The sequence below is a fragment of the Paenibacillus sp. Y660 genome, from assembly GCF_057221575.1.
Genome location: NZ_JBXBBJ010000003.1, coordinates 180,941 through 206,364 on the forward strand (window position 1 = coordinate 180,941; position 25,424 = coordinate 206,364).

Annotated in this window: 28 protein-coding genes; all 28 read right to left on the minus strand. The window is 45.6% G+C overall.

All coding sequences use genetic code 11. The annotated features are described in order from the left end of the window. Positions 1-3 precede the first annotated feature (3 nt). The 28 genes from AC2TDN_RS05760 to flgC all read right to left on the minus strand — a co-directional run bounded on the left by AC2TDN_RS05760 (position 4) and on the right by flgC (position 25,421). The gene (locus tag AC2TDN_RS05760; protein ID WP_482065526.1) at positions 4-465 is read right to left on the minus strand and encodes a chemotaxis protein CheW; all 462 of its coding nucleotides are present in this window, start codon (positions 463-465) and stop codon (positions 4-6) included. A 13-nt stretch (positions 466-478) separates the two neighbouring features. Further along, positions 479-2,563, minus strand: a complete 2,085-nt coding sequence (locus tag AC2TDN_RS05765; RefSeq protein WP_484687285.1) for a chemotaxis protein CheA — start codon at positions 2,561-2,563, stop codon at positions 479-481. 44 nt (positions 2,564-2,607) lie between these two features. Next, positions 2,608-3,972 (minus strand): protein-glutamate methylesterase/protein-glutamine glutaminase, encoded by a 1,365-nt coding sequence (locus AC2TDN_RS05770; RefSeq protein WP_484687286.1) that lies wholly within the window; start codon positions 3,970-3,972, stop codon positions 2,608-2,610. A 26-nt stretch (positions 3,973-3,998) separates the two neighbouring features. Then, the gene (locus tag AC2TDN_RS05775) at positions 3,999-4,868 is read right to left on the minus strand and encodes a MinD/ParA family protein (RefSeq protein WP_484687287.1); all 870 of its coding nucleotides are present in this window, start codon (positions 4,866-4,868) and stop codon (positions 3,999-4,001) included. Continuing rightward, a complete protein-coding gene (gene flhF / locus AC2TDN_RS05780; protein WP_484687288.1) occupies positions 4,865-6,067 on the minus strand; it encodes a flagellar biosynthesis GTPase FlhF in 1,203 nt (400 codons plus the stop codon). The genes AC2TDN_RS05775 and flhF overlap by 4 nt, the downstream gene beginning before the upstream one ends. Then, complete coding sequence (gene flhA, locus AC2TDN_RS05785) at positions 6,064-8,094, minus strand: flagellar biosynthesis protein FlhA (protein WP_484687289.1); 2,031 nt, start codon at positions 8,092-8,094, stop codon at positions 6,064-6,066. Before flhA ends, flhF begins: the two co-directional genes overlap by 4 nt. 22 nt (positions 8,095-8,116) lie before the next feature. Further along, entirely contained in the window at positions 8,117-9,214 is a 1,098-nt protein-coding gene (gene flhB, locus AC2TDN_RS05790) for a flagellar biosynthesis protein FlhB (RefSeq protein WP_484687382.1), read from the minus strand. A gap of 13 nt (positions 9,215-9,227) precedes the next feature. Continuing rightward, a complete protein-coding gene (gene fliR / locus AC2TDN_RS05795) occupies positions 9,228-10,025 on the minus strand; it encodes a flagellar biosynthetic protein FliR (RefSeq protein ID WP_482065533.1) in 798 nt (265 codons plus the stop codon). Positions 10,026-10,036: 11 nt separating this feature from the next. Then, the gene (gene fliQ / locus AC2TDN_RS05800) at positions 10,037-10,306 is read right to left on the minus strand and encodes a flagellar biosynthesis protein FliQ (protein ID WP_424765780.1); all 270 of its coding nucleotides are present in this window, start codon (positions 10,304-10,306) and stop codon (positions 10,037-10,039) included. Between the two features lie 22 nt (positions 10,307-10,328). Continuing rightward, a complete protein-coding gene (gene fliP / locus AC2TDN_RS05805; RefSeq protein WP_484687383.1) occupies positions 10,329-11,084 on the minus strand; it encodes a flagellar type III secretion system pore protein FliP in 756 nt (251 codons plus the stop codon). Then, positions 11,074-11,718 (minus strand): flagellar biosynthetic protein FliO, encoded by a 645-nt coding sequence (locus AC2TDN_RS05810; protein ID WP_484687290.1) that lies wholly within the window; start codon positions 11,716-11,718, stop codon positions 11,074-11,076. The genes fliP and AC2TDN_RS05810 overlap by 11 nt, the downstream gene beginning before the upstream one ends. A 12-nt stretch (positions 11,719-11,730) precedes the next feature. Beyond that, positions 11,731-12,093: a response regulator gene (locus AC2TDN_RS05815; protein ID WP_056637129.1), complete on the minus strand. Its 363-nt coding sequence runs from the start codon at positions 12,091-12,093 to the stop codon at positions 11,731-11,733. 20 nt (positions 12,094-12,113) lie between these two features. Continuing rightward, complete coding sequence (gene fliY, locus AC2TDN_RS05820; RefSeq protein WP_482065535.1) at positions 12,114-13,379, minus strand: flagellar motor switch phosphatase FliY; 1,266 nt, start codon at positions 13,377-13,379, stop codon at positions 12,114-12,116. After that, on the minus strand, positions 13,369-14,370 hold the full coding sequence (gene fliM, locus AC2TDN_RS05825) for a flagellar motor switch protein FliM (protein WP_482065536.1): 1,002 nt from the start codon (positions 14,368-14,370) through the stop codon (positions 13,369-13,371). The genes fliY and fliM overlap by 11 nt, the downstream gene beginning before the upstream one ends. Positions 14,371-14,407: 37 nt before the next feature. Continuing rightward, on the minus strand, positions 14,408-14,872 hold the full coding sequence (locus AC2TDN_RS05830; RefSeq protein ID WP_482065537.1) for a flagellar basal body-associated FliL family protein: 465 nt from the start codon (positions 14,870-14,872) through the stop codon (positions 14,408-14,410). After that, positions 14,869-15,096 carry a flagellar FlbD family protein gene (locus tag AC2TDN_RS05835; protein ID WP_482065538.1) on the minus strand — a complete coding sequence of 76 codons (228 nt, stop codon included), beginning with the start codon at positions 15,094-15,096 and terminating at the stop codon, positions 14,869-14,871. The genes AC2TDN_RS05830 and AC2TDN_RS05835 overlap by 4 nt, the downstream gene beginning before the upstream one ends. A gap of 56 nt (positions 15,097-15,152) precedes the next feature. After that, positions 15,153-15,971: a flagellar basal body rod protein FlgG gene (flgG, locus tag AC2TDN_RS05840; protein WP_482065539.1), complete on the minus strand. Its 819-nt coding sequence runs from the start codon at positions 15,969-15,971 to the stop codon at positions 15,153-15,155. Between the two features lie 117 nt (positions 15,972-16,088). Continuing rightward, positions 16,089-16,466: a TIGR02530 family flagellar biosynthesis protein gene (locus tag AC2TDN_RS05845; RefSeq protein ID WP_482065540.1), complete on the minus strand. Its 378-nt coding sequence runs from the start codon at positions 16,464-16,466 to the stop codon at positions 16,089-16,091. Further along, on the minus strand, positions 16,466-16,978 hold the full coding sequence (locus AC2TDN_RS05850) for a flagellar hook capping FlgD N-terminal domain-containing protein (protein WP_482065541.1): 513 nt from the start codon (positions 16,976-16,978) through the stop codon (positions 16,466-16,468). Before AC2TDN_RS05850 ends, AC2TDN_RS05845 begins: the two co-directional genes overlap by 1 nt. Before the next feature lie 41 nt (positions 16,979-17,019). Next, a complete protein-coding gene (locus AC2TDN_RS05855; RefSeq protein ID WP_484687291.1) occupies positions 17,020-18,387 on the minus strand; it encodes a flagellar hook-length control protein FliK in 1,368 nt (455 codons plus the stop codon). A gap of 55 nt (positions 18,388-18,442) precedes the next feature. After that, complete coding sequence (locus tag AC2TDN_RS05860) at positions 18,443-19,348, minus strand: magnesium transporter MgtE N-terminal domain-containing protein (RefSeq protein WP_484687292.1); 906 nt, start codon at positions 19,346-19,348, stop codon at positions 18,443-18,445. 37 nt (positions 19,349-19,385) lie between these two features. Continuing rightward, complete coding sequence (fliJ, locus tag AC2TDN_RS05865) at positions 19,386-19,832, minus strand: flagellar export protein FliJ (protein WP_482065544.1); 447 nt, start codon at positions 19,830-19,832, stop codon at positions 19,386-19,388. Between the two features lie 8 nt (positions 19,833-19,840). Beyond that, positions 19,841-21,166, minus strand: coding sequence for a flagellar protein export ATPase FliI (gene fliI, locus AC2TDN_RS05870; RefSeq protein ID WP_482065545.1), 1,326 nt, complete (start codon positions 21,164-21,166; stop codon positions 19,841-19,843). Beyond that, entirely contained in the window at positions 21,153-21,992 is an 840-nt protein-coding gene (locus tag AC2TDN_RS05875; protein ID WP_482065546.1) for a FliH/SctL family protein, read from the minus strand. Before AC2TDN_RS05875 ends, fliI begins: the two co-directional genes overlap by 14 nt. Then, on the minus strand, positions 21,985-22,986 hold the full coding sequence (gene fliG / locus AC2TDN_RS05880; protein WP_482065661.1) for a flagellar motor switch protein FliG: 1,002 nt from the start codon (positions 22,984-22,986) through the stop codon (positions 21,985-21,987). Before fliG ends, AC2TDN_RS05875 begins: the two co-directional genes overlap by 8 nt. 23 nt (positions 22,987-23,009) lie before the next feature. Continuing rightward, positions 23,010-24,584 (minus strand): flagellar basal-body MS-ring/collar protein FliF, encoded by a 1,575-nt coding sequence (gene fliF, locus AC2TDN_RS05885; RefSeq protein WP_482065547.1) that lies wholly within the window; start codon positions 24,582-24,584, stop codon positions 23,010-23,012. A gap of 42 nt (positions 24,585-24,626) precedes the next feature. Continuing rightward, complete coding sequence (gene fliE, locus AC2TDN_RS05890) at positions 24,627-24,932, minus strand: flagellar hook-basal body complex protein FliE (RefSeq protein ID WP_484687384.1); 306 nt, start codon at positions 24,930-24,932, stop codon at positions 24,627-24,629. A 39-nt stretch (positions 24,933-24,971) separates the two neighbouring features. Beyond that, a complete protein-coding gene (flgC, locus tag AC2TDN_RS05895; RefSeq protein ID WP_484687293.1) occupies positions 24,972-25,421 on the minus strand; it encodes a flagellar basal body rod protein FlgC in 450 nt (149 codons plus the stop codon). Positions 25,422-25,424 lie beyond the last annotated feature (3 nt).

Below are 25,424 nucleotides of genomic sequence, written 5' to 3' on the forward strand. Positions count from 1 at the left end.
TCGTTATACCTCTAGCTGCTCTAGCTGAATGATCTCGCTCTTGTTCAACACCTCAGACAAATTCAGCATGATGAGAAGTCGACCTTCACCAAGCTTTGCAATGCCTCTTAAGTATTTAGCTTTAATGCCTCCAACAATCTCCGGCGGCAAATCGATCGAATCGGTATCAATATCAATCACATCATTTGCAGAATCAACGATAAAACCAACCTCAATGTCAGCCACAGCTACTACAATGATTCTGGAATTTTCGCTTGCTGTCGTCTCTGAAAGGTTAAAGCGGCCTCGAAGGTCGATCACTGGAACGACCACACCCCGCAAATTAATAACCCCTTTAATAAACGCAGCTGTTTTTGGGACGCGTGTAATCGGAGATAATCTTTCGATCGTGCGTACCTTATCTACTTCAATTCCGTACTCTTCGTTGCCAAGAGCGAACACGATAACCTTTAATTCTTCTCCCATCGTAAAAACCCCCTTATTTGATTAGTGCATTCGGATCAATAATCAATGCGACATAGCCATCGCCCAGTATCGTTGCGCCAGAGATCGCTTCGATATTGGTTAAATATTTGCCTAACGATTTTAGGACGATTTCGCTTTGGCCGATAAATTCGTCAACCATAACAGCAGCCCATTTCTCGCCTTTGCGTACAACAACAATTTCAGTTTCCTGCTCTTGATTCTCATCAAAATCCGGGGAATCAAGCACATTGCTAAGCGATACGAGCGGAATGATGGTGTTTCTAAACTCAATCATTTTGTTGCCGTGAACATGTAAAATATTTTCCTTGCTGATGATGCCGGTTTCTACGATAGACGTTAATGGAATTGCATATTTCTCAGAGCCCAGCTTAATAAGCATCGCCGAAATAATAGAAAGAGTAAGCGGCAGTTGAACGGAAAACTTAGTGCCTCTGCCAAATGCGGAGTCAATCGTTACGTTTCCGCCTAACGATGTAATTTTGGATCGCACGACGTCAAGGCCGACGCCTCTTCCCGAAATATCCGAGATCTTGTCAGCAGTGCTAAAGCCGGCTGCAAATATGAGCATATTAATTTCGTCAGGTGAAAGCAGCTTTGCTTGCTCTTCTGTAACTACGCCATTTTTAATGGCTGTTTTTAGGACTCGCTCGTGGTGGATGCCACGGCCATCCTCTTCTACCTCGATGAATACATGATTTCCGCTATGGAAGGCACGCAAGAAAATCGTTCCCGTTTCCGGCTTGCCGGCAGCAATTCGCTCTTCAACGGTCTCAATTCCATGGTCAACCGAGTTGCGCAGCAAGTGTACCAGCGGATCGCCAATCTCATCAATAACGGTACGATCAAGCTCTGTGTCTGCTCCGGTAATGACTAGATCGATTTTTTTGTCTAGCGATTTAGCTAAATCTCTAATCATACGCGGGAAACGGTTGAATACCGAATCTACAGGAACCATCCGCAGCTTCAGCACGATACTTTGCAAGTCTGAGCTGACACGTGCCATATGCTCGACCGTCTCCGTCAAATCATTGCGCTTAATTTCACTGGATAGCTGTTCAAGTCTTACCCGGTCAATGAGCAATTCGCTAAATAGGTTCATTAGCGTATCCAATCTCTCAATGTCAACCCGTATCGTTCTTGCTACATTTGCAGGTGCTGCAGTCGCAGCCTTCGCTGCAGGCGCTTGGCTTTTTCCAGCTCCTTCTTGTGCTGGTTGTTCCGTGACGATCGGTGCAGCCAGGGCAGCATCGGCAACTTCTACCGCCGCAGCAGCGTTTGATTGACTGAGTACAGCTAACGACTCAGCATCGAGCAACGTTACGGTTGCCGTTTCAATTTCGGATATGTTTATAAGCTGCGATTGAAGGTCTTCCTGCGTCAACTGAGAAATCGTAAACACGGTGAAGGAGAAATCGAATTTATCCTGCTCGATATCTTGGGCAGGAGGATCGGATTTAATAACCTCACCGCTGCGTTCCAGCAAATCAAATACCATATAGGCGCGTACTGCTTTCAACAAGCAATTATCTCGGATCGCGATCTGAATGTGATAAACGCTAAGCCCGGACTCGATCGATTGAAGCAAAATGGAGGATTGGAACTCATCAAGCAGCATCGCCCCTGATACGCTTGAAGATGAAGCACCTGCTGCGTTTGCAGCAACTGTTGGTGCTGCAGATGCGCTGCTAGCGCTATAATCGCTCTTTAGAATCGTTTGCAAGGATACAACGATTGAGGTGACGTCAGCTTTACCTGTACCTCCGCCTACAATATCCTGAACCATAGCTTCAAGAGCGTCTAATCCTTTAAATAAGGTGTCAAAAATAAAGCTGTCCATTTTCAGCTTGTTATTGCGAACAAGATCCAGCACGTTTTCCATTTCATGCGTTAACGCCGCCAAATCCTCAAAGCCCATAGTCGCTGACATCCCTTTCAGCGTATGAGCTGAACGAAATATATTTTGAACGATACTAAGCTCCTCTGGCTCGCTTTCAAGCCGAAGCAAATTTTCATTCAGCGACTGCAGGTGATCATTAGATTCATCGATAAACATCGATAAATAGGCATTCATATCCATTTACTAGCACCTCCTATTAGAATGTTTAAGCGATTCTAGCCTATTTATTTCAGTACTGCCTGCACAAGTTGCGAGGCAATGAGCTGCAGCGGCAATACTTTATTTACACAGCCAGCCTCAATCGCAGATCTCGGCATCCCGTACACGACGCAGGTTTCTTCTGCTTCCGCGATTGTTGTTTCGATACCGCTGCCTTGAAGCAGCTTCATGCCCTTCGCGCCATCGCTACCCATGCCCGTCATGATGACAGCGTGCCGCTTCAGCTCTCGAAACGAAGCAAACGATTCAAACAATACATCGACGGATGGACGATGGCCGTTGCGAGGCGGCTGCTCTGTCAGTAAGATCGAATAACCGGAAGCATCCTTGGCAAGCTCCATATGGTAACCGCCAGGCGCAATATAAACGACTCCTACAGATACTCTCTCACCCTGCTCTGCTTCAACCACTTGCAGTTCACTAAAGCTATCCAGTCGCTGAGCTAGCGACTTCGTAAATTTTGGAGGCATATGCTGGACGATAAGCACTGGTGCTGGGAAATCTCTTGGCAATGATGTTATAACCTCATGGAGCGCTCTCGGGCCTCCTGTTGAAGTACCGATAGCTACTATATGTTTGATTGCTGCGACCGGGCTTCCAGCCCTTTCCTTTCTAATAGAGGGTGTCTTTATTTGAAGCGGCTTAGCAACAACCTGTGTTTCTTTAAGTACGGTTTTGCGCGCTGCAATCGTCGGTTTGATTTTGCTAGGCGCCGCAACCTCAGGCTTCGAGCTTTTTAGTTTTGTATGTAAAGGGGGTGCCGCTTGCTCCAACTGCTGCTTCTTGTGCTCCATTTTCGGAAAAATCGGTTTGCTCCGATCCTTGATTGGAGTAGGCGGCGGTGATGCTTGCGGCTCCTCTTGTTGTGAAGGCTTAATCCTTTTTGACTCTATTACTTGCTCTCGTAGAACAAGATTATCCTCAATTACATCTTGCTTCTCACTAATGGCAATAATCGGCTGATAGCGCTTCGTTTGAACGGCAATCCGCAATTTTTCAAGTAAAAAATCACCAACCTGATGAATGTCATTCGATATGGCGCTTGATGGCTTTCTAATAAAGTCGAAAGCACCAAATTGCAAAGCCTTGATCGTTTCTCTCGTATTGTCTTCACTAATTCCCGAGAGCATAATGACTGGTGTTGGATTGTCCCTCATGATGATTTGCAGCGCTTCAATTCCGTTCATTAGAGGCATTTCCAAATCTAAGGTAACAGCATCCGGCTTCCATTCACGAACCGCCTCAATTGCTTCTTGACCATTTTGGGCAGTAGCTACGATCGTAAATTGCGGGTCCTGGATGATTAGATCACTAATAATTTTTCGCATAAAACCGGAATCGTCAACAACAAGTATGCGATAAGGAGCCATTCTATTTCCTCCTCACTTCCAAAGGATTATCTTGAGAGTCTGAACATTTTTTGCAAAAATCCTTTGACTCCGCCGCTTTCTGTAGAGCTCTGTGGTATTTCGAGAAAATGCTTCGCTATCCGATCAATGGCTACCGATGCTTCGCTTCCCGGGTAAGCGACCGTAAATGGTACCTGGCGCTTTACCGCTTTAGAGACGTTAGGGTCATCCGGCAAAATGCCTAAATGCGGCAGATCTGATTGAAGAAACCGTTGTGCTACCATGGTGATCTTATCAGCCGTTTGCTTTCCTTCGCGGGGATCCATGGCGCGATTGACGATTAATTTGAAATGAACGTTCACATTCATCGCTTTAACCATCTTAATCAAAGCATAAGCATCGGTAATTGACGTTGGCTCTGGCGTTGTGACCACGATAGTTTCTTGAGCTGCGGTTATAAACTTTACCGTTTCCTTGGAAAGCCCGGCACCCGTATCAAATAAGATAACGTCATACTTTCCATGAAGCTTGCTTATTTCCACCTCGAAGCGATCGAGCTGCTCATCCGATAAATCCATCAGGTCGCGAAAGCCTGAGCCGCCAGCGATAAAGTTCAGCCCCTCGGGACCTTCCTGGACGATTTCCCAAATCGTCTTCTCCTGCTTAAGCAAATGATATAAATTGTAGGTTGATGTAATGCCCATAAGCACATCGATGTTAGCCATGCCGATATCAGCATCGAATACGAGCACTTTTTTGCCAAGCCGCTGAAGCGATAAGGCAAAGTTTAAGCTGAAATTCGATTTCCCAACGCCTCCCTTCCCGCTGGTGACTGTCACAACACGGGTCGTTCGGCCTTCGTCTTGAAGTTCCTGCTGTTTAACTAAATTACGCAATGCTTCTGCTTGATCCATCATGGGCCATTGCTCCCGAGGAGCTTCTTAATGTAAACATCAATTTGAAACAACTCAATATCATCTGGTACGGTCTGTCCGCTTGCCATATATGTAGGCAGCAATTCAAAGTTCATAATCAGATTGAAGATCGCTCCAAACACCGACGTTTCATCTAATTTAGTAAACAACACTTTTCGAACGCCATATTTGCTGAAATGATCCGCAACAGCTGCCATATCGCGAGTTTTGCCGGTCAGACTAAGCACGAGTACCGTTTCGCTAGGCTCAGAGGTTTGAAGCAAGCTATTTACTTCCGAGACATGCAGCTCGCTGCGAAAATTCCGTCCGGCTGTATCCATATAGATCAGTTCCTGCTCGGCAAGCTGCTTAAAAGCACGAGTGAGATCCATTTGCGAGAATACAACCTCAAGCGGTACGTTCAGTATGGTGGCATACGTTCTAAGCTGATCAACAGCCGCAATCCGGTACGTATCAGAAGTAATAAATCCAACCTTGCGGCCCTTTTTTATCGTTTGCTCCGCAGCCAGCTTCGCAATCGTGGTCGTCTTGCCAACACCGGTCGGTCCTACAAAATGTACGACTCGTGCTTGACTGCTGATTCCACTTCCGCTGTAAGGCTGCAGCCACTCTTCAATCTGCGCTGCCGCATGCTCCCAAACCAGCTCTTTGCTGTATTCGCTATTTTCCTCAAGCTGTTTCTCTACCATTAACTGCAGCAACCGCTCGATCCATAACGGGTCCATTTCCTGATCGATCAAATGCTCCTTAAGCTGGATTAAATGCTCGGACATCCCACGATGGCTGCTTTGCTGCTTCGATAGCTTGACCATGTATTCTCGTAGGTCGCGTATTTCGTCAATAATGTACTGTTCACGTTCTTTTCTATTATCTGATTCTTTCACAGTGACCGCAGCAGGCGGTTCCATGACAGCAGTAGCCGTACGCTGAACCGTTTGCAAGATCTGTTCAACCGCCGCATCTACTTGAGGATTAGCTGTTCGCTGCTGGGGTGAAGGGATATTCGCTTGATTCGACTCGATAGCGGCTATAACCTCCATCTTCTTCTTGCGAAACATTCCCATAAACCCGCCAACTTTAATTTCCTTCGTATTCAAAATAACGGCATCTTTCCCAAGCTCGCTGCGAATCATGGATACAGCTTCGGGCAATGCATTGACGACATAACGTTTTACTCTCATAGGTTCACCACCCCGACGCTTTGAACTTCTATGTTAGGTTCAAGCTCACTGTAAGAAAGCACCGGCAAATCTTGCATCGTTCTCTCCACAATTTGTCTTAAATACATACGGATAGTGGGCGATGCGAGAACGACAGGCTGTTGACCGGACTGAATTTGTCGGTTGACATGCTCGGTTAGCTTCTGGTAGATCTGCTGCGTAGATATCGGATCTAATGCGATATAGCTTCCTTGATCGGATTGCTGAACAGATTCTGCAATTTTTTTCTCAAGCTGCGGTCCCACCGTGATAACTTTTAACGTATCGCCGCCAGAAGAAAACTGCTGCGTAATTTGTCTTGATAAGGATTGACGTACATACTCGGTCAAAATATCCGAATCCTTCGTATAATTTCCATGATCAGCCAATGCTTCAAAAATCGTAACAAGATCTCGAATGGACACTTTCTCTCGAAGCAGCTTGGCTAGTACTTTCTGTACATCGCCGATGCTTAGAATAGAAGGAATTAATTCATCAACAAGAACTGGATATGATTCTTTGACATTTTCCACAAGCTGCTTCGTTTCTTGCCTGCCAATGAGCTCATGCGCGTGACGTTTTATAATTTCCGTTAAATGAGTGGCAACGACAGACGGCGGATCAACGACCGTATACCCTGACAGCTCTGCACGTTCCTTCATCTGCTCATCAATCCAAATGGCTGGCAATCCAAAGGCTGGCTCTGTCGTTTCAATACCGACGACAGAATCGTCCTCGAACCCTGGACTCATTGCCAGATAGTGATTGAGCAGCAAGTCGCCGCGAGCAACGGTGTTTCCTTTTATTTTAATCACATACTCATTTGGTTTAAGCTGGATATTATCCCTGATCCGAATGACAGGGACAACAAGTCCTAGCTCCAAAGCGCACTGCCTGCGTATCATAATGATCCTATCCAGCAAGTCTCCGCCCTGCTGTGTATCGGCAAGCGGGATTAACCCGTAGCCAAATTCGAACTCGATCGGATCAACCTGCAAGAGGCTGATAACACTCTCGGGACTTCGAACCTCTTCAATCTGCTGCTCCTCAACCATCATTTCCTCTTGCTCCTGCTGCTTATGAATCGCCTTCTGCATATACCAGCCGCCGAATGCAAGCATGATGGCGAATGGCCAAGTCCGAATTGGACCGATCGGCGTAAGACCTAGCAAAGCGATCGTTCCAGCGGCGATAAATAACAACTTAGGGTATTTGAACAATTGCGCAGTAACATCCTCGGCCAAATTGCCGTCCGATGCCGCCCTTGTTACGATAAGTCCCGCAGCTGTTGAAATAAGCAAAGCTGGAATTTGGCTGACGAGACCGTCACCGATCGTAAGAATGGAGAAGGTTGATAACGATTCGCCAAAACTCAAATCATGAATGGCCATCCCGATTATGAAACCGCCGACCAAGTTGATCACTAGAATAATGATCGAGGCAATCGCATCGCCTTTTACAAATTTACTGGCACCATCCATGGCGCCGTAGAAATCAGCTTCCCGCTCAATTTTGGACCGGCGATCTTTCGCTTGCTGCTCATTGATCAAGCCAGCGTTCAAATCCGCATCAATACTCATTTGCTTGCCGGGCATCGCGTCTAGCGTAAATCTTGCTGCGACCTCTGCCACCCGCTCGGAGCCTTTCGTAATTACGATAAATTGTACGACGACAAGGATGAGGAAGACGATAAATCCGATTGCGATTTGCCCTCCGCCAACCCAGCTGCCGAATGTAGCAACGACTTCCCCTGCTTCAGCATGCGATAAAATATTTCTTGTTGTAGAAACGTTCAGTGCGAGACGAAATAGTGTGGTTATTAATAGAATGGCCGGAAAAATAGAGAAGTCCAGCGCTTCCTTCGTATTCATAGCGATTAGCAAAATCATCAGGGCTATCGAAATGTTTAAAATAATTAGAATATCTAGTAATAGGACTGGGATCGGGATAATCATCATGAGCACAATACCAATTACGCCAAATAGTACTACAAAGTCCTTTGCTTTCATGATGCCGTCTCCTCTCGTAGCGTTATGATGATTTTACTCGGCCCTTCATCTTATATACGTATGCGAGCACCTCGGCCACAGCTTGGAACAGGTCTGGAGGAATAACATCCCCTATCTCAGCACGTTCATAAAGCGCTCTGGCCAGTGGTTTATTTTCCATAGTAACAACGCCGTTCTCTTTGGCTATTTCTCTAATGCGAAGCGCGACATGATCCATGCCTTTGGCAATTATTTTTGGCGCCTCCATCTTCGTCGCATCATATTTCAATGCGATAGCAAAGTGTGTAGGGTTGGTGATGATGACATCTGCGTTAGGAACCTCCTGCATCATTCGCTGCATGGCCATTCTGCGCTGGCGCTCACGAATTCTGCCTTTGATGATCGGATCACCCTCCGATTTCTTGTGTTCATCCTTTATATCTTGCTTGGACATTCTGAGACTTTTGTTATGCTCAAAACGTTGATAGAAAAAATCTGCAAATGCGAGTACAGTAAGCACCGCACCAATTTCAATGCCTAATCTAACCGTCAAACCAGCTGTAAAGCTAAAGATCTGCTGGACAGGCAAGCTTGCTAACACCAATATGCGGTCCCACTCTTTTGAAATGGCCATATAAACAAGAACGCCTATAATAAGCAACTTCAGTACGCTTTTCAGAAATTCAACGATCGTTTTTGCGGAAAAAATTTGTTTAAAGCCATTAATTGGGTTGAGCTTGCTTAATTTCATTTGAAGAGGTTCGCCGGTGAGCAAAAAACCAAATTGGATGATGTTCCCTAGAATCCCAATGACCATGGCTATTGCAAATATCGGCATCAAAATGAGCAGTAATTGAATGGTTACATCGGTAAAAAGCGACATCACGTTTTCGGTCGTCAGCTCCATCAGCAACCAATCTTCAAACAGATTTCCAAACAGCATCATAGTATGCTTTTTAAAAAATCCGCCCAGCATGATGAATCCCATAAATGTAAACAGCATGATTAATGAACCGGGTAGGTCAGAGGATCTAGCAATTTGACCTTTCTTCCTAGCTTCGTCCTTTTTCTTCGGAGTTGCTTCCTCGGTCTTCTCCTGACTGAAAAGCTGAAGATCAAGCTTTAGTCGGTAATTACGCATGGGCAGCATCCTCCTATTGTCCCTCAGGCGGCGGTCCTTGCACGATTCCGAATAACTGCTCCAAAGCATCAAACATGATGGAAAACAATCTTTCGAATATGCCAGCAAGACTTGGCATTAACAAAATGAGCAAAAACATGCCAATGATCAGCTTAAGCGGGATACCGATTACAAACACATTGTATTGAGGGGCTGTTTTGGTCAAGAAACCTAATCCAACATCCGTCAAAAACATGGCAACGATTAATGGTGACGCTATTTGAATAGCCAGTAAAAAGGTGTTGCCTACGGTTCTCGTCAAAAAGTCGGTCACGCTGCCGCTCATTAATTTGCTGAAAAGTTCGTTTGACAAAGGCATCCATTTGTAGCTATCCATAAGCGCAGTCAACATAAAATGATGGCCGTTCATCATTAGAAAAATGACGATAATCAGCATGTACTTGAAATTGCCTAGCAATGGGGCTGACGTACCTGTGTGAGGGTCTACGATGTTAGCCATTGCAAAACCAACCTGCAAATCCATAAATGCGCCAGCGGTTTGTACGACAGTAAAAAACAAATAGACCACATAACCCATCAGTACGCCGACCAATATTTCTCGCAGCAGAACAAGCACATACTCTGCATCCGGTACGATCGTCTGATTCATCCCATACGTCAAGAAAACAGTAAATGAGATGAATGAGCCAAGCCCAATCTTAAATACATTCGGCACGCCTCGCGAAGAAAAGACAGGCGCAACGACGAAAAACGCTGTAATTCGACAAAAGATTAACAAAAAAATAGGAAAACCTTGTACGATCGCGTTCATCCACTCACAACCTAACCGATGTAATTATGAAGATTGTTCAGCAGATTGTAAGTGAAGTCGATAACCGTATTTAGAATCCATGGGCCAAAAACAATGATGGACACGAAGACCGCTACAATTTTCGGAACAAAAGCAAGCGTCTGCTCCTGAATCTGTGTTGTTGCTTGAAATATGCTGACAATTAACCCTACAACCAAAGCAAGAACGAGCATTGGCGCACTGGCTTTCAAAACCACGAATACGGCCTCGCCGGCCAATCCGATTATGAAATCAGTACTCATCGAACGTCCCTCCCTGCAAGTATCACGTGTTGAAGCTTAACAATAATGATTTAACAATTAAATACCATCCATCAACTAAAACAAACAAAAGCAATTTAAACGGTAACGATATCATAACGGGAGGAAGCATCATCATCCCCATCGCCATCAAAGTGCTTGCAACGATCATATCGATGACTAGAAACGGAATAAAGATCATGAAGCCCATTTGAAACGCAGTTTTGAGCTCGCTTATTGCATAAGCAGGTATTAATACCGTAATCGGAATCTCCTCGAATGAAGCCGGCTTCTCCGTTTTGGTGTAATTCATGAAGAGCATCAAGTCCTTTTCTCTCGTATGAGAGAACATAAACTTCTTCATTGGCACGGATGCTTCTTTAAAGGCTTCAGTTTGCGAGATTTGACCTTTTAAATAAGGCTGAAGCGCAACCTCATTTACTTGCGAGAATGTCGGAGCCATGATGAAAAAGGTTAAAAACATCGCAAGTCCTATTAGCACTTGATTGGGAGGCATTTGCTGCGTTCCGAGTGATGTTCTTACAAAGCCAAGGACGATAACGATACGAGTAAAGCTGGTCATAAGAACCATAATCGCTGGCGCGATGCTTAGTACTGTTATTAATAGAAGAATGGATATAGCGCTAGTACCGGACGTTTCGCCGCCACCGTCGCCAATATTGATGGATACGTCGGGCAACGGTTCCGCAAATGCTTGATTATGTAAGAGTAGCGCAAGCAGCTGTACAGCAACGATTGATAACCACCATTTATTTTTCATCATCGATCAACCGTTCATTTGTTTTTGAGTCTTGTAACAACGATTCAAGTTGTTGCTTGCGGTCCGCTTGCTTGCTTAGCTTGCTTTGCAACAAATCCGAAAAAGAAGATTCCTTGTTCCATTGCTCGTTTGACGGCTCGGGACTTGCTTTCTCATTTCGGTTTTTTAGTTTGCTAAGCAATTGAGAGATTGCATCCTTTGACCAGACTGACTCTTGCTGGCGCTCAAGCGCCGAGATAAGGGACTCAGCTTGCTCTGGATCATCAAGCTTATCGAGTAGAGTAATGTTCTCTCCAACGCCAACGATGTAAATTCGACCAGCAATTTCAACGACTTGAAGCGAGTTGTTTTGTCCTAGCGCAATTCCGCCGAGTGAACGAAGCGATCGATTCGTTCCCCACGTACGGTTGCGCTGAGACAGCCATTTTATAACGATAATTATCAGCACGATAACGATGGCAAGCGAGATGATCACCCAAACCAAGCTGCCCGCTAGATCCTTTGATCCGGTAAAAACCATCTGTTCATCTTGATTTGCGCTGCTGCCGTCAATTGCAGCAGCAGCCGCAAAACGAGGCCATATCGCCATCTCAAGAGCAGACACCATTGAAATGCGCGAAGGTATGTTAAGCATAATGTCCTACCGTTATCCGAGCGTTTTCTTAATCGCTTCAATAACGCGATCAGCTTGGAACGGTTTGACGATGAAGTCCTTTGCGCCTGCTTGAATCGCATCAATTACCATTGCTTGCTGACCCATTGCTGAACACATAATTACTTTTGCGTTGCTATCAAGCTTTTTGATTTCCTTCAGTGCGGAGATTCCGTCCATCTCTGGCATCGTAATATCCATCGTTGTCAAATCAGGTTTCAATTCCTTGTACTTCTCAACCGCCTGAGCGCCATCTGGGGCTTCACCGACGACTTCGTAGCCGTTCTTTGATAAAATGTCTCGAATCATCATGCGCATGAAAGCTGCGTCGTCTACGATTAGAATGCGGTTTGCCATCTTTTTATCCTCCTAGGATACTATTGTAATTTTTGAATGCGGTCCCATTGGCTTACGATATCGGTAACGCGAACACCAAAGTTTTCATCGATGACAACAACCTCGCCTTTTGCTATTAGCTTGTTGTTTACAAGGATGTCCACTGGCTCGCCAGCAAGCTTGTCCAACTCGATAATCGAGCCTTGCGACAGCTCCAAAATATCCTTTATCTGCTTTTGGGTTCTTCCTAATTCTACCGTGACCTTAAGCGGTATGTCGAGAAGTAAATTGAGGTTTGTTTCATCTGGCAGATTAAAAGGTGCATTTCCAAAATTAGCAAATTGCACAGGCTGCACGTTTACGTTTCGATTTGCTGAATGGCCATATGTATGCGGTCCAGGCGGCTGCATCGGCATGTCGTAGCCAGCGGCTGGCGTTTGATACTGCATAGGCGGCATTTGCTGCATTGGCGGTGCCATATGCATCTGCGGCGGTGCAGCGCTCATCTGAGCCGTCGCTGCCGTTTCCTGCATTGCTGTAGCTTGCTGTGCTGCGGACGCTGCAGGAGGCGCTGGCGAAGCCAGAGCAGCTGGCTGTGCAGGTTCTTCCTCTACTACCCCCATCAAAATATCAACCATTTGCTTTGCAAATGGGATTGGGAGCAGCTGCATAATCGTCGAATCGATTAAATCGCCAATCGTCAACCGGAATGAAATCTTAATAAACAAATCCACCGGCGGCAAATGCTCCATGCCATCGCCTTTGTTTACGTCCAAAATATCAATTCCCGGCGGCGATATATTTACAAATCTATTAAAGATCGTCGACATAGAAGTAGCGGAAGAACCCATCATTTGATTCATTGCTTCTTGTACAGCACTAATATGGATTTCATTCAGCGCTTCAACCGTAATGTTGTTACCGTCGCCGCCTAGCATGAGATCAGCTATGATTTGTGCATCCTTCGTCTTAATGACGAGGGAGTTAATGCCTTGAAAGCCATCGACATACTGCACGCTAACCGCTACATGCGGCTTAGGGAAAATGTCAGGGAGCTCATCTTTCTTTACAATGGTAACTTGCGGCGTCGTAATATCTACTTTCTTGCCAAGCAGCGTTGACAATGCTGTTGCGGCGCTGCCAAAGGTGATATTTCCAATTTCGCCGAGTGCAGACTGTTCCATTTCGTTTAAGAAGTCTGCAAGCTGAGCTCCACCCTCAGAGGACTGCGCAGGCTCCGGCTCATTGGAGGATTGACGAAGCAATGCATCAATTTCCTCTTGCGACAAATAGTCCTTACTCGTCATAATCTTCTTCCACTCCTTCGCTGACGATCTCATCAACTTGTACAGCCAGTCGTCCTTTAACGGAGCCTGGACTGCCAATGAATTTAAGCTTCTCTCCAACTTTAATTTTCAGCCCATCATCGACTGACTTATTCAAGGAGATCACATCGCCAATATTCAGCCCTAAGAACTCTTTTATTGTAATCGCAGATTCGCCAAGCTCTGCTACGATAGGCAGCTTCGCTTTGTTTACGCGCTGCTCCAAAATTTCAACCTCTTCAGGCGCACGTGCTTTCTTCTGCGAAACAAACCAATGATGAACAGAAAGTCTTGACATGATCGGCTCGATAACAACATGCGGAATACATAAGTTAATCATGCCTGTTGTATCGCCTATCTTAGTGCTGAATGAGATAAGCGCAATCGTCTCATTCGGAGAAACGATTTGCATAAACTGAGGATTCGTCTCAAGGGCTTCAAGCCTTGGAGAGATATCAATAATTGTTCTCCATGCTTCCTGCAGGCTTTCGAATGTTCGGCTAAAGATACGCTCCATAATGATCGTTTCGATCTCCGTTAAATTGTTAATCTTGGAAGGCGCAATGCCTTGTCCGCCTAACATTCGATCCAGCATAGCGTATGCTACGTTTGGATGTACCTCAAGCACCATTCGACCTTCCAGCGGCTCCGCTTCAAATATGTTCAAGATTGTCATCTTAGGAATCGAACGTATAAATTCGTCATAAGGCAATTGCTCGACCTGCACGACATTTATTTGAACAAAAGTGCGAAGTTGCGCTGAGAAATAGGTTGTCAAATATCGCGCAAAATTTTCATGGATCCGAGTCAAGCTTCTAATATGATCCTTGGAGAAGCGAACGGCGCGTTTGAAATCATATAAACTGACTTTACGCGTTATCTCTTCCTTTTTTAAATCCTCTGCATCCATTTCACCGGAGTCCAATGCAGCTAGCAGCGCATCAATTTCATTTTGCGATAAAACATCAACCAAATATCTCACCTCCTTCGAGGAATGTCTGCGTAGTCAGTTAAAGCTCGGTAATTAGGAAGTTGGTGATTTCAACCTTTACCAATTTACCTTTCGGAATAATAGGAGTAATTAGGTTAAGGAGCTTCGATTCAAGCGCATCCTCGCCTTGCGAGCCTTGAAACTCTGCAGCAGTCATATCCGCTAATGTACGGTTAATGATAGGTCGAACTTCAATTTCGAGCAGCTTGTCGAATTCTTCCTTTGTTTTCTTGCTGTCAAGCTGGAATGCGAAGCTTAGAACCACAACATATTCGGGATCTTTTAGGTTTCTTCTGAAATCTTTTAATTCGGATGTAACCTCCACCCGCTCATCTGCCGAAAGCACTTTAACCTCGATTGTTTTGGTTTCTGTCGCCGTTTCCTTCGGATCAGTAAAAAAGGACTTAAATAAAATAATGGCAACAACTGCGATTAACGTTATGGATAATAAAATCGTTATTAGCCAAGGAAGCATTTTTTTCATGTTGAGGGACCCTCCGTTTGTTCACTCTTCTGGGCCGCCGCAATGAGGCCTATTGTTCGAAGATACTGTTGATTAAGCAGCAACAGTTCAGCTGTCTTTTCTTTGACTACCAGCTTTTTTCCTGTCGTAAGCGCAATAACCGTATCAGCAGATTCTTCAATCAATTCAATGAGCAATGCATTAATCGTGACTTTTGTTCCATTCAAACGTGTTACGGTAATCATCAGTTACCCCCTCACACCTAGGGGAGGCATGAAGCCTCCCGCTCATTATGACTTACCTATCGTTTTAAGTTAACAACCTCTTGCAATATTTCATCAGAAGTCGTAATGATACGTGAATTGGCTTGGAAGCCGCGCTGCGCAACGATCATTTCCGTAAACTCAGCCGTTAAGTCAACGTTAGACATTTCAAGTTGACCCGCAATGATAGCGCCCGTGCCTAGCTCCGGGTCACCAGCGAAGGTCAAAAAGTCTTCAATGGAAGCGTCGGGGTTAGCATTAGCCGTCACACGATACATATTGCCGCCAAGCTTCTCAAGTCCACTTGGGTTTACGACCTTGGCAACGCCAAGCTGCGCAACAGGTTCCGTTCCATCAGCAGTAACCCCCATAATGGTTCCATCCTGTCCGATGGAGAAAGCAGTGATCGCTTCATCAAGCACGATCGGCGCTTGGTCAGCGCTTAGAACAAAGTAACCATCGCCTGTAACGAGCTGTCTATTCGCATCCAGAGTAAAATTGCCCGCGCGCGTAAGAAGCATTTCTGATTCCTCATTGGCTCTTACTACAAAGAAGCCATCGCCATCGATTCGAAGATCCGTCGGTTGGTTCGTCGTCATTGCACTGCCTGCGGTATGTACCGTATCGATGGAACCGATGGACACGCCTAAACCGATTTGCTTCGCGTTTACACCGCCGCGCACGCCATCTTCAGGCGCAGTAACACCCGCCACCGTCTGGCTTAAGATATCTTTGAACATGACGCGGCCAGCTTTGAAACCAACCGTGTTGACGTTCGCAATATTGTTACCAATTACGTCAAGCTTTGTTTGAAAGCCTCGCATACCGGATACGCCCGAATACATCGATCTTAGCATTGTTTGTTATTCCTCCTGGAATATGGATTAGACTCATTTGGCTTGAAAAGGATGTACGCACTATCATAAAGCTGCTTCATTCGGTCCACAGCTTAAGGCTTCCTGATAGGTCCAGCCTTACGATAAAATAATAGCACTGTCTATTTGCGTAAATACATTGCTCCTCATTTGCCCGCCATCCATTGCCGTTACAACCGTACGGCTTGGCACGTTTACGATCATTGCTATATCTCGAAAAACAATTAATGAGTCCTGCGCGCCTTTTGATGCCGCCTCTTCAACAGCATTCATAATTTTCGTCAAAGATTCCGGCTGCAGCTTAATGCCTCTCTGCTGCATGCGCACCTCAGCGTGATGGCTGAACTTAAGCACCTTCGCATCAAGCATTTCTTGAAATGGTGTTGGCTGCGAAGCACGGCTAACTGCTGCTTTGCTTGGCTGTAGAGGTGTGGACTTAACCGGAAAAATATGCCCGATTCTCACGCCGTCATTCACTAGACCTCAACCTCCTCCTCAGCATTCGCTGTTTCAGAAGATTTGTCGACCGATTCGTCTGGCTGCGTATGATCGCCATTTGTCTCCGAAATCGATGTGACATAATCAAGAGCTATTTCCGCGCCGCTTACCCTTGCATATAGTTTGCCTTCCTTCGAAATAATGGAATTGACAACTCCGCTTGCGGTAGTTACTTCCCCGGCTTCGTTGTACTCGTTCCATTCAATCGTCTTTCCGATCATGGTGGAAGCGGAACCTATACTCTGTCGCATTAAGGTTAACTCGGTCGCCATGTTCATAAGCTGCTCTACCGATGTAAACTGTGCCATTTGCGCAATAAAATCTTTGTCCTGCAGCGGCTGCATGGGATCCTGATTCCGCAGCTGCGTAACTAGGATGCTCAGAAATTGATCCTTGCCTAATGTTCCAGAATCCTTTTTGCTTGCTGCCGCTTGCACGTTCGCTTGACTGTAATTCGGCCAAACTACGCGAGTAGACATGCTGTCTGACATTCCCGATCACCTCCATCCTCTTTAGCGATCATATCGTTCAGCTAGGCCTTAACATTTATTCCTCTACCGAACCCAAGACCTTGAATAGTGGCTTGTTCAATCAATTCGGTTTCGAATTGGGCTTCGCCTGCACCTTCATCGCCGGTAAAAGCATGTCGGCTGGAAGATTGCTGCTCTCTGCTTCCTTGGCCTTGATGCTGCTGAGAAAGCTGCGCTGTCGACTGACCCTGCGATACTTCTAGCTTATCAACCATTAAGCCTTGTGCTTGTAGAGCAGATCGAAGCTGTGCCATCTGATTGTCCAGCATATCCTTGGCCATAGCTGTATCCGTTTGGAAGATTGCCGTCAACAAGCCATTTTGCATCGTAATTCGAACATCCACTTGACCTAGATGTTCAGGAAAAAGCATGATTTTAGCTTCTGATACACCGTTCACTGTCGTCAGGTCAAATTTCTGCACGATCATTCCTGTCATGGACTTGGCAAAATCGTCCGCAACAACAAATGATGTAGCTGCTGCATTAGCGGCAAGCGGTGCAAGTCCACGAAGTGTTTCCGATTGACTTGCGACGAGCTGCAGCTGTGCGTTCGGCTCGATTGGTGAAATCGCGATTTCTGCTTCGACTGCCTGTTCGGTGCTTTGTACAGCCGTAGATAATAATGCTGGATGAACAGACTGCTGCGATAAACGCTGAAGCAGCGTGCTAACCTCAGCTTGTGGAGCATTTTGCTGTGTAAACAGTTGTTGTGTGAAGGCAATCGATTTCGTCTGAGGCTTATTCGTATCCACCGGTTCGCCTTCCAAAATCGCTGTTAACGCTTTAAGCTGCTCCGCTATTAGCACGGTAGGCTCTTGCTGTTGAATCATCTTTGTTGTTCCTTGCTGAAGCATCGACTGCAATTGAAGCAATGTGTCCTGAAGGTTTGACTTCACATTAGAAACATTTACAGCAGACTCTTGAACAGATAGGGTTCCATTTTCAGCCTGCAATTGGTTATTGGTTTGCTGAATAACTGGCACTGGAATTCCTAAAAGCGCAAGCAGTGCATTCATCTGATCTAGTACGGCCTCAAGCTGCTTCAACTGCTGCTCATCTACTTCTCGCGCTTCACCGTCTTCTGTTGCCGGAGCTTCAAGCTGAGCAAGCAATCCATCAATGATTGACATCAGATCGGATATAGCAGGTGCAGCCGCAGCTATCTCCGCTTCAACCGTTCCTTCCTTTTGTACATTCGCAACAAGTTGAACACCCTGTGTATTTCCAGTGCCGCTAGCGGCTTCACTGTTAATTTGTTGCACTAACGTCTTTTGGAATTCAACTCCGCCTGCACTTTTGCTTGCTTGTCCACTTGCAGTCGATTGTGCCTGTTGCTGGGTAGATGCGACTTGAGATACTATCATTTCCATTTTTCTCACCTCCTTTCAATATAGGGGGGCTTAAATAGACACTTGATCAGAGCCATTAACTCCCAGGCATCAACTTCGATACCAGCTGTGCTGTGATCGCTTTATTAAGAGCTGACATTTCGGCTAAAATCGTTGATCTGCTCGCGTCGTCAACCGCATTTAAAATGCGAAGCACTTTACTAGGACTCACGTCGACCATTTTGACCAACAATTCAGCTGCGCTTTTAGGGTCCATAGCTGTAAATGTCGCGCTAAGCTGCTCTTGATCAAGGACAGAGGAAGCCTGCGCCTTTTGCGGCGTCTTCTGTGCATCCAGCTTCGCTTGCAGTGCTGCAATTTGCAGATCCTTGGCCTTCACATTATCCTTTAGCTTCATCGCTGCATCAGCAGCCGTCTGCGGATTCATTTTCTCCAGAATGCGAACTCTGTCGTCAGCTCGCATATTCGCAAACACCAGCACCATTTCATCCAAAGTCATGCTTTGCAAAATAGGTGCTGCTTTGCTTGGCGAAATTTTGGAAAACATGCTCGCTAACTCTTGAATTTTTGACTGGTACTGCTCATCCTCAAGAAATTGATCATCATTAGAGCTCTTGAGCTGCGTATTATCGCTCTCTAGAACTTTTACCTCTTGCTCCAGCATCGTCTTCGTTTGATTCGCAGCTGCTAGCTCGCTTTCAATCGCAGTAAGTTGAGCTTGCAAATCCGCAATTTTCGCAGACATGTTTGCTGTTCTCAAATCATCATCATTTAACGCTCCGCCTGCAATCTTTGGCTCCGGAAGCACGTCTTTAAGGAATGGGATAGAATTTCCGGTTTCCAGCATTTTATTGCGAAAGTCAATATTGAACAAGGTATACAATACGCCGAGCAAAACGATTGCGAATAAAATCGGCGTCATCAAAAACATAATTCGTTCAAGTGTGCTGTAGCCTTGCTTTTCATTTTCCGTACCCGCCAATTCCACTCACTCCCTCTAGCCGGTATATCGCATCATTTTATGGGGTTGGTATCATGAAACGGACGCTTGCCATCTCATCCAATTCGTTCTGCTCTTTAATTTGCATCGCATACTGGAACCGGTCACGCGCATGATCCTTAGCTTTAAGCCATACCTTCTCATCCTTCATCTTATCGGAAAGTCTAAGCCTGCTTTGCTCAACCGCCTTCTGTGCATGCAATACATCTTTCAACTTGCTCGTAATACAAGCTACTAAATAGTCCAAGTATTGCTGTATGAGCTGCAGCTCTGATAGAGGAACGGCTATACTTGAAGCTTCTTGAAGCTTCACTTCCCATTCCTGCTGCTTCGCACGCAGCTCCTCTAGCGACAGCTCCTCTGCAGCTAAAGCGCCAATTGCCGTTGACAGCAACCATTCTGCTTGAGTCTTCTCACTCGATTTCAAATCTATGACCTTCTGAAATGAATACCTAAACGATGCCATCTATCGATTCAACTCCTATAAAAATCGGTAATTAAACGATTTTGTGCTTCCTCTAAGCTTACCTTTTCATTGGTCTTCTGCTTCGTAAAGCTCTGAATGGGTTCAATAAATTGCAGCGCCTTATCAATTTCTGCATTCGATCCTCGCTGGTACGCCCCTATATTGATTAAGTCTTCCGAATCTTTATAGATAGCAAGCATTTTCTTCAATTCATTGGCGGCATCCTGCTGCTCTTCAGTCACGATTTCTTTCATAACGCGACTGACAGATGCAAGTACATCGATTGCCGGAAAATGTCCTTTATGTGCGAGTTGACGGCTCAAAACGATATGACCATCCAGTATTCCGCGGACAGCGTCCGCGATCGGCTCATTCATGTCATCGCCATCAACGAGCACGGTGTAGAACGCTGTTATCGAGCCTGTAGGTCCTGTTCCTGCTCTTTCAAGCAGCTTAGGCAGCGCTGCGAATACAGAAGGCGTATAGCCGCGTGTAGCAGGCGGCTCGCCGATCGCGAGTCCAACTTCACGCAGCGCCATCGCATACCGCGTCACCGAATCCATCATCAACATGACGTTCAGGCCGCGATCGCGAAAATATTCAGCGATAGATGTCGCAATCAACGCGCCTTTCATACGAATTAAGGCTGGCTGGTCGGAAGTAGCGACGATAACGACCGAACGCGCTAAGCCTTCAGGACCGAGGTCCTTCTCGATAAATTCCAGCACTTCGCGTCCGCGCTCGCCGATTAAGGCGATAACGTTGACATCAGCAGATGTGTTCCGAGCAATCATGCCTAGCAGCGTACTCTTTCCAACGCCGGAGCCTGCGAAGATGCCTACACGCTGGCCGCGACCTACGGTTAGTAGACCGTCGATAGCTCTAACGCCAATCCCTAGCGGTTCAACGACTCGCGGACGCATGAGCGGATTGCTTGGTTCATTATGTGTTGAATAATGAGGCATGCGGCTTGGCAAAAAAGAACCGTCGAGCGGATTGCCTAAGCCGTCGAGCACTTTTCCAAGCAGCTCTGACCCGACTTGCACCGTTAGTGGCTTGCCCGTACCAACGACATCGCAGCCAGGGCTTATCGCGTGAAGATCGCCTAACGGCATCAAGATAACCTTGTTATCTCGAAATCCGACGACTTCAGCTTTGATCGGCTTCGCGCCTTTGGATGGATAGATGAAGCATACGTCTCCAATGCTCGCATCCGGCCCCTCCGATTCGACCGTTAGACCGATTACCTGCGTAACTTTTCCGTTTATTCGTACCGGATCAAGTGGCTGCAGATGCTCAATATATTTCAGCACATCCAAGTTATTCACTATCATTGTAGTGACCTCGCTCTTCGCCGCTATGATGAGCAAGATGGATTAACTCACGTTTAATCTCAGCAAGCTGCGTATCGATGCGAGCGTCAATGCTGCCAAATGAAGAACGAATGACACAGCCGTTATCTCTCACCGTCGAGTCAGGCAAAATTTGCAATTCCGCTTGTGAATCGATTGCGAAATGAAGTTCTTCCCTTGCAGCTTGTACGAAAGCGAGCTGGCCAGGAGCGACGCAGAGCGTGATGACTCCCTGCTCTCTACGGCGAGACAATGATTTGCGAATTAATTCAATCGCCATCTCAGGAGCTAACGTAAGCTGCTGCCCAATAATCTTCTCGGCGATCGCACAGCTTAATTCCACAAGAAAGGGTTCAGCTTCCTGAATGATTTGTTCTCTCATTTGGAACGCAGTTTTTAGCACATCCGATGCTTCAGTGAGCTTCTGCTCCCAAATTTCGCGCATTTCCGTTTCTGAGCTTGCTGCACCTTCCGCATAACCAAGCTCATAACCGGTTTGCCTCGAGGCTTCGGAGGCTGCTTCGTCATCGGTACGCTTTTGCAGCCACCAAACTTCGATTTGCTGCTGCGTTTCAGCCAGAAGCCTTTCGCTTTCCTGTGCTGCCTCGCGAAGACGTTCTTCTGCGTAGAGCTGAGCATCATTCAAAATCTGATCTCTTAAGGAGATTGTCTCTTCATCCGGAACAGATTCGATATCCGCTTCCTGTTCTTGCGGTTCGCCGATTTCTAGATTCCGTTGATGCAGCAATTCAAGCTGCTTTAACTGTTCAAGAGTAATCACGCTCGAAGATTTTATCAAATTAGACAATGATATCGTCTCCTCCACCGCGGGCGATGATGATTTCTCCTGACTCTTCTAGTCTGCGAATAGTAGCAACGATACGAGTTTGCGCTTCTTCCACGTCGCGAAGGCGTACTGGACCCATGAACTCCATTTCTTCCTTGAAGGTCTCGGCCATACGCTTCGACATATTGCGGAATATCGCTTCTCGAACCTCTTCGCTCGCCACTTTGAGCGCAAGCTGAAGATCTGCATTCTCGATATCCCGAATGATTCGTTGAATCGAGCGGTTGTCGATGTTGACAATATCCTCGAATACGAACATACGCTTCTTGATTTCTTCTGCTAGCTCTGGATCTTGAATTTCAAGCGCGTCGAGAATGGTTCGCTCTGTTCCGCGATCGACACCATTTAAAATTTGTACGATTGAATCGATACCGCCGGCATTCGTGTAATCCTGTGTAACGGTAGCGGATAGCTTTTGCTCTAGAACACGCTCAACCTGAGAGATAACTTCTGGCGAAGTGCTATCCATGAGCGCAATACGCCTTGCGACCTCTGCCTGCTTCTCCTGCGGAAGCGAGGAAAGAATATGCGAGGATTGCTCGGATTGCAAATACGATAAAACCAATGCGATCGTCTGCGAATTCTCATTTTGAATAAAGTTCAATATTTGTGTAGGCTCTGCTTTTCTAGCAAAATCGAATGGTCTTACCTGCAAGGTAGCCGTTAGTCGATTAATGACTTCAAGCGCTTTTGATTCGCCAAGTGCTTTTTCCAAAATATCTTTAGCGTACGAAATACCGCCTTGCGTGATATACTCTTGAGCCAAGCAAATTTGATGAAACTCACTTAGTATCGTTTCGCGGTCCTGACTGTCCACTTTACGGACGTTCGCGATTTCAAGCGTTAGCTGCTCAATTTCTTCATCGCGTAAATGCTTGAATATTTGTGCCGATACTTCAGGTCCAAGCGTTATGAGCAAAATAGCTGCTTTTTGACGACCTGACAAGCCTTGCATTGATTTTGACAATGAAACCACCTCTATTCATCCACAAGCCATGTGCGAAGAAGATTAACGAACTCATCCGGTTTGCGTTTGGCGAGTGTTTCAAGATTTTTACGTGCTTGACTTTCATTACTGACACTTTCCAAATCAAGCGTAGGGAATTCTACTTTTGCAGGAGCAGCCAATTCAATTTCTTCTTCAGCTTCTTTCTTGCGTCTGCGGGCCGCTATTACATAAATTAATCCGCCAATTATTGCAAGAGCAGCGACACCGATACCGATTAACCAAGGCATAGATAGTACGCTAGCTTGATTAGCCTCGCTGCTGCCAGAAAATGTTCTAGCAATCAATGCAACCTTTTTGGCCATTAACGCGTCATCATTTACATCTTGACCGGAATCTGCGAGTTGTGCTCTCACCAAAGCTGTCAAATAAGTCATAATTGCTGTTCTGCTAGCTTCATCATTCATTTCTGTTTGCTCAATGCCGATACTAATAGATAGGTCTTTAAGAACAAACGGGCCCGAAACGATATTATTGTTTATTCGAGTTACTTCATAATTCCGAATTTGTGAATTTGTTTCCGAAGTCCCTTGCGCTGCTGAACCATCTGTATATCCTGGTACATCAGTCTCCCCAGTACCTGCAACACCGCCAGCGTCACCAGCGCCTCCCGTTGATGTACTGCTATCAATTTGTTCGCTTATAACTATTCCGTTATTGTTGTTGTTGTCTAACGGCTTCACAACTGATTCTTGCGATGTCTTCTTGTCGAAGTTCATGCTGCTGGATATTTGAATAACTAGATTGTCTGCACCAACGATTGGTCCAAGAAATTGCTGTATGTTTTTCTTAAGCTCTGTTTCATATTTCCGTTGAATGATGAATTGCGATTCTACAGCATCAGCGCTATTAGCTAAACCGCCATCCACTTCAGAATATGTAAGTTCACCTTGAGGGCTAGAAATCGTGATGTCCTTAATGGCTAAATTAGGAACTGCCGTTTTAACTAGGTTATAATAACCATCGATTTCTTTTTGACTAGGTCGATAGCCCGACATGAATTTCATCATGATAGAAGCTGAAGCCTGCTCTGCTTCCTCTGCTGATAGAAACACGCTCTCTTCTGGTAAATTAATAAGAACCTTAGAGCTTTCTACCCCCTGCATCGCACTTAACAGCTGCTGAATTTCGCCATTCAACGCATTCAAATATTTTACATTGAATTCATTTTCAGTCGTTCCAAACTGGCTGGAGCTTGAATTGAAAGCTTCAAAACCTATTGATCCGTTCTGAACCAGCCCTTGTGAACCTACATCGACCTTTATTCGCGATGCCTCCGTGCTGGGAACTGAAATGCTTTTTCCATTGTCGCTAAGCTGATAAGGAATTCCGCTACTGTCTAAGTAAGTCATTATGGCTGCTGCATCGGTTGTGTCCAAATTTTGAAAAGCAATCTCGTATTCTGTTCTCGTAAATACGATTGTCAACAAAATAATTGTTAACAAAATTCCACTAATGGATGCCCCCAGCCATATTTTTTGTTTTCTGCCCATATGGCCCCAAAATTGAGTAAGCCTGCCTCTAAATTGGGCGATTCTCTCGTTCACATTGTCACCTCACCCAAATACTATGCTAGGTCAAAAGTTGTATTAAATTTGCATCCGCATCATTTCCTGATAAGCCTCGACTACTTTGTTGCGGATTTGTGAGGTAAGCTGCAAGCTGAGCTGCGATTGCTCGGAAGCAATCAGAACCTTCGTAACATCCACTTGACCCATCAGGTATTTGTCATTGAGCTTATGTACGCCTTGCTCTTGATTGCTTACATTATCAATAGCCGTTTGCAAAAACTGTCCAAAAGATTGTGTTAATTGCGCCGGAGTCGCTTCTTGAATCGATTGAGTTTCAATGAGTTTGACAGGCTGAACTGGACCGAGCGACATCGATTGAATCAACATTATTCCTCCAATACTTCAAATGATGTTTACACCTAATTATTTCCCTATTTCGAGCGCCTTTATGAACATGGATTTGGTTGCATTCAGAGCTGTTACGTTCGCTTCATAAGAACGCGTCGCCGCAATCATATCCACCATTTCCTTCGTAACATCCACATTAGGCATATTTACATAGCCATTAGCATCAGCATCAGGATGTGTCGGATTATAAATCAGCTTATTCGGCGATTGATCTTCCTTAATTCTCGAAACCTTAACGCCCTGTGAAGCTGAGTTACCGCTCAATTGCTGAGAGAGCACACTTGAGAATGACTGCTGTATAGGCTCCATTACGACCATTTTCCGTTTATAGGGCTGAAATTGTCCGTTTACGAAACTGCCGCGTGTCGTTTCCGCATTAGCGATATTAGAAGAAATGACATCCATTCTAAGACGCTGTGCCGATAAGGCGGAAGCACTAATATCAAATCCTGTTGACAACTTCACCTT

Excerpts from the sequence above, each read along its gene's own strand:
- AC2TDN_RS05760 (WP_482065526.1), bottom strand. The coding sequence starts at position 465 with ATGGGAGAAGAATTAAAGGTTATCGTGTTCGCTCTTGGCAACGAAGAG.
- fliP (WP_484687383.1), bottom strand. The coding sequence starts at position 11,084 with ATGAAAAATAAATGGTGGTTATCAATCGTTGCTGTACAGCTGCTTGCG.
- AC2TDN_RS05850 (WP_482065541.1), bottom strand. The coding sequence starts at position 16,978 with ATGTCAGACAGCATGTCTACTCGCGTAGTTTGGCCGAATTACAGTCAA.
- fliJ (WP_482065544.1), bottom strand. The coding sequence starts at position 19,832 with ATGGCATCGTTTAGGTATTCATTTCAGAAGGTCATAGATTTGAAATCG.
- fliG (WP_482065661.1), bottom strand. The coding sequence starts at position 22,986 with ATGCAAGGCTTGTCAGGTCGTCAAAAAGCAGCTATTTTGCTCATAACG.
- AC2TDN_RS05810 (WP_484687290.1), bottom strand. The coding sequence starts at position 11,718 with ATGCTTAACATACCTTCGCGCATTTCAATGGTGTCTGCTCTTGAGATG.
- fliQ (WP_424765780.1), bottom strand. The coding sequence starts at position 10,306 with ATGAGTACTGATTTCATAATCGGATTGGCCGGCGAGGCCGTATTCGTG.
- AC2TDN_RS05855 (WP_484687291.1), bottom strand. The coding sequence starts at position 18,387 with ATGGAAATGATAGTATCTCAAGTCGCATCTACCCAGCAACAGGCACAA.
- AC2TDN_RS05830 (WP_482065537.1), bottom strand. The coding sequence starts at position 14,872 with ATGAAAAAAATGCTTCCTTGGCTAATAACGATTTTATTATCCATAACG.
- AC2TDN_RS05775 (WP_484687287.1), bottom strand. The coding sequence starts at position 4,868 with ATGATGGATCAAGCAGAAGCATTGCGTAATTTAGTTAAACAGCAGGAA.
- AC2TDN_RS05815 (WP_056637129.1), bottom strand. The coding sequence starts at position 12,093 with ATGGCAAACCGCATTCTAATCGTAGACGACGCAGCTTTCATGCGCATG.
- AC2TDN_RS05765 (WP_484687285.1), bottom strand. The coding sequence starts at position 2,563 with ATGGATATGAATGCCTATTTATCGATGTTTATCGATGAATCTAATGAT.
- fliI (WP_482065545.1), bottom strand. The coding sequence starts at position 21,166 with ATGATAGTGAATAACTTGGATGTGCTGAAATATATTGAGCATCTGCAG.
- AC2TDN_RS05770 (WP_484687286.1), bottom strand. The coding sequence starts at position 3,972 with ATGGCTCCTTATCGCATACTTGTTGTTGACGATTCCGGTTTTATGCGA.
- fliY (WP_482065535.1), bottom strand. The coding sequence starts at position 13,379 with ATGACGAGTAAGGACTATTTGTCGCAAGAGGAAATTGATGCATTGCTT.
- AC2TDN_RS05835 (WP_482065538.1), bottom strand. The coding sequence starts at position 15,096 with ATGATTACCGTAACACGTTTGAATGGAACAAAAGTCACGATTAATGCA.
- flhA (WP_484687289.1), bottom strand. The coding sequence starts at position 8,094 with ATGAAAGCAAAGGACTTTGTAGTACTATTTGGCGTAATTGGTATTGTG.
- flgG (WP_482065539.1), bottom strand. The coding sequence starts at position 15,971 with ATGCTAAGATCGATGTATTCGGGCGTATCCGGTATGCGAGGCTTTCAA.
- flhF (WP_484687288.1), bottom strand. The coding sequence starts at position 6,067 with ATGAGAGTAAAACGTTATGTCGTCAATGCATTGCCCGAAGCTGTATCC.
- flhB (WP_484687382.1), bottom strand. The coding sequence starts at position 9,214 with ATGCGTAATTACCGACTAAAGCTTGATCTTCAGCTTTTCAGTCAGGAG.
- fliR (WP_482065533.1), bottom strand. The coding sequence starts at position 10,025 with ATGAACGCGATCGTACAAGGTTTTCCTATTTTTTTGTTAATCTTTTGT.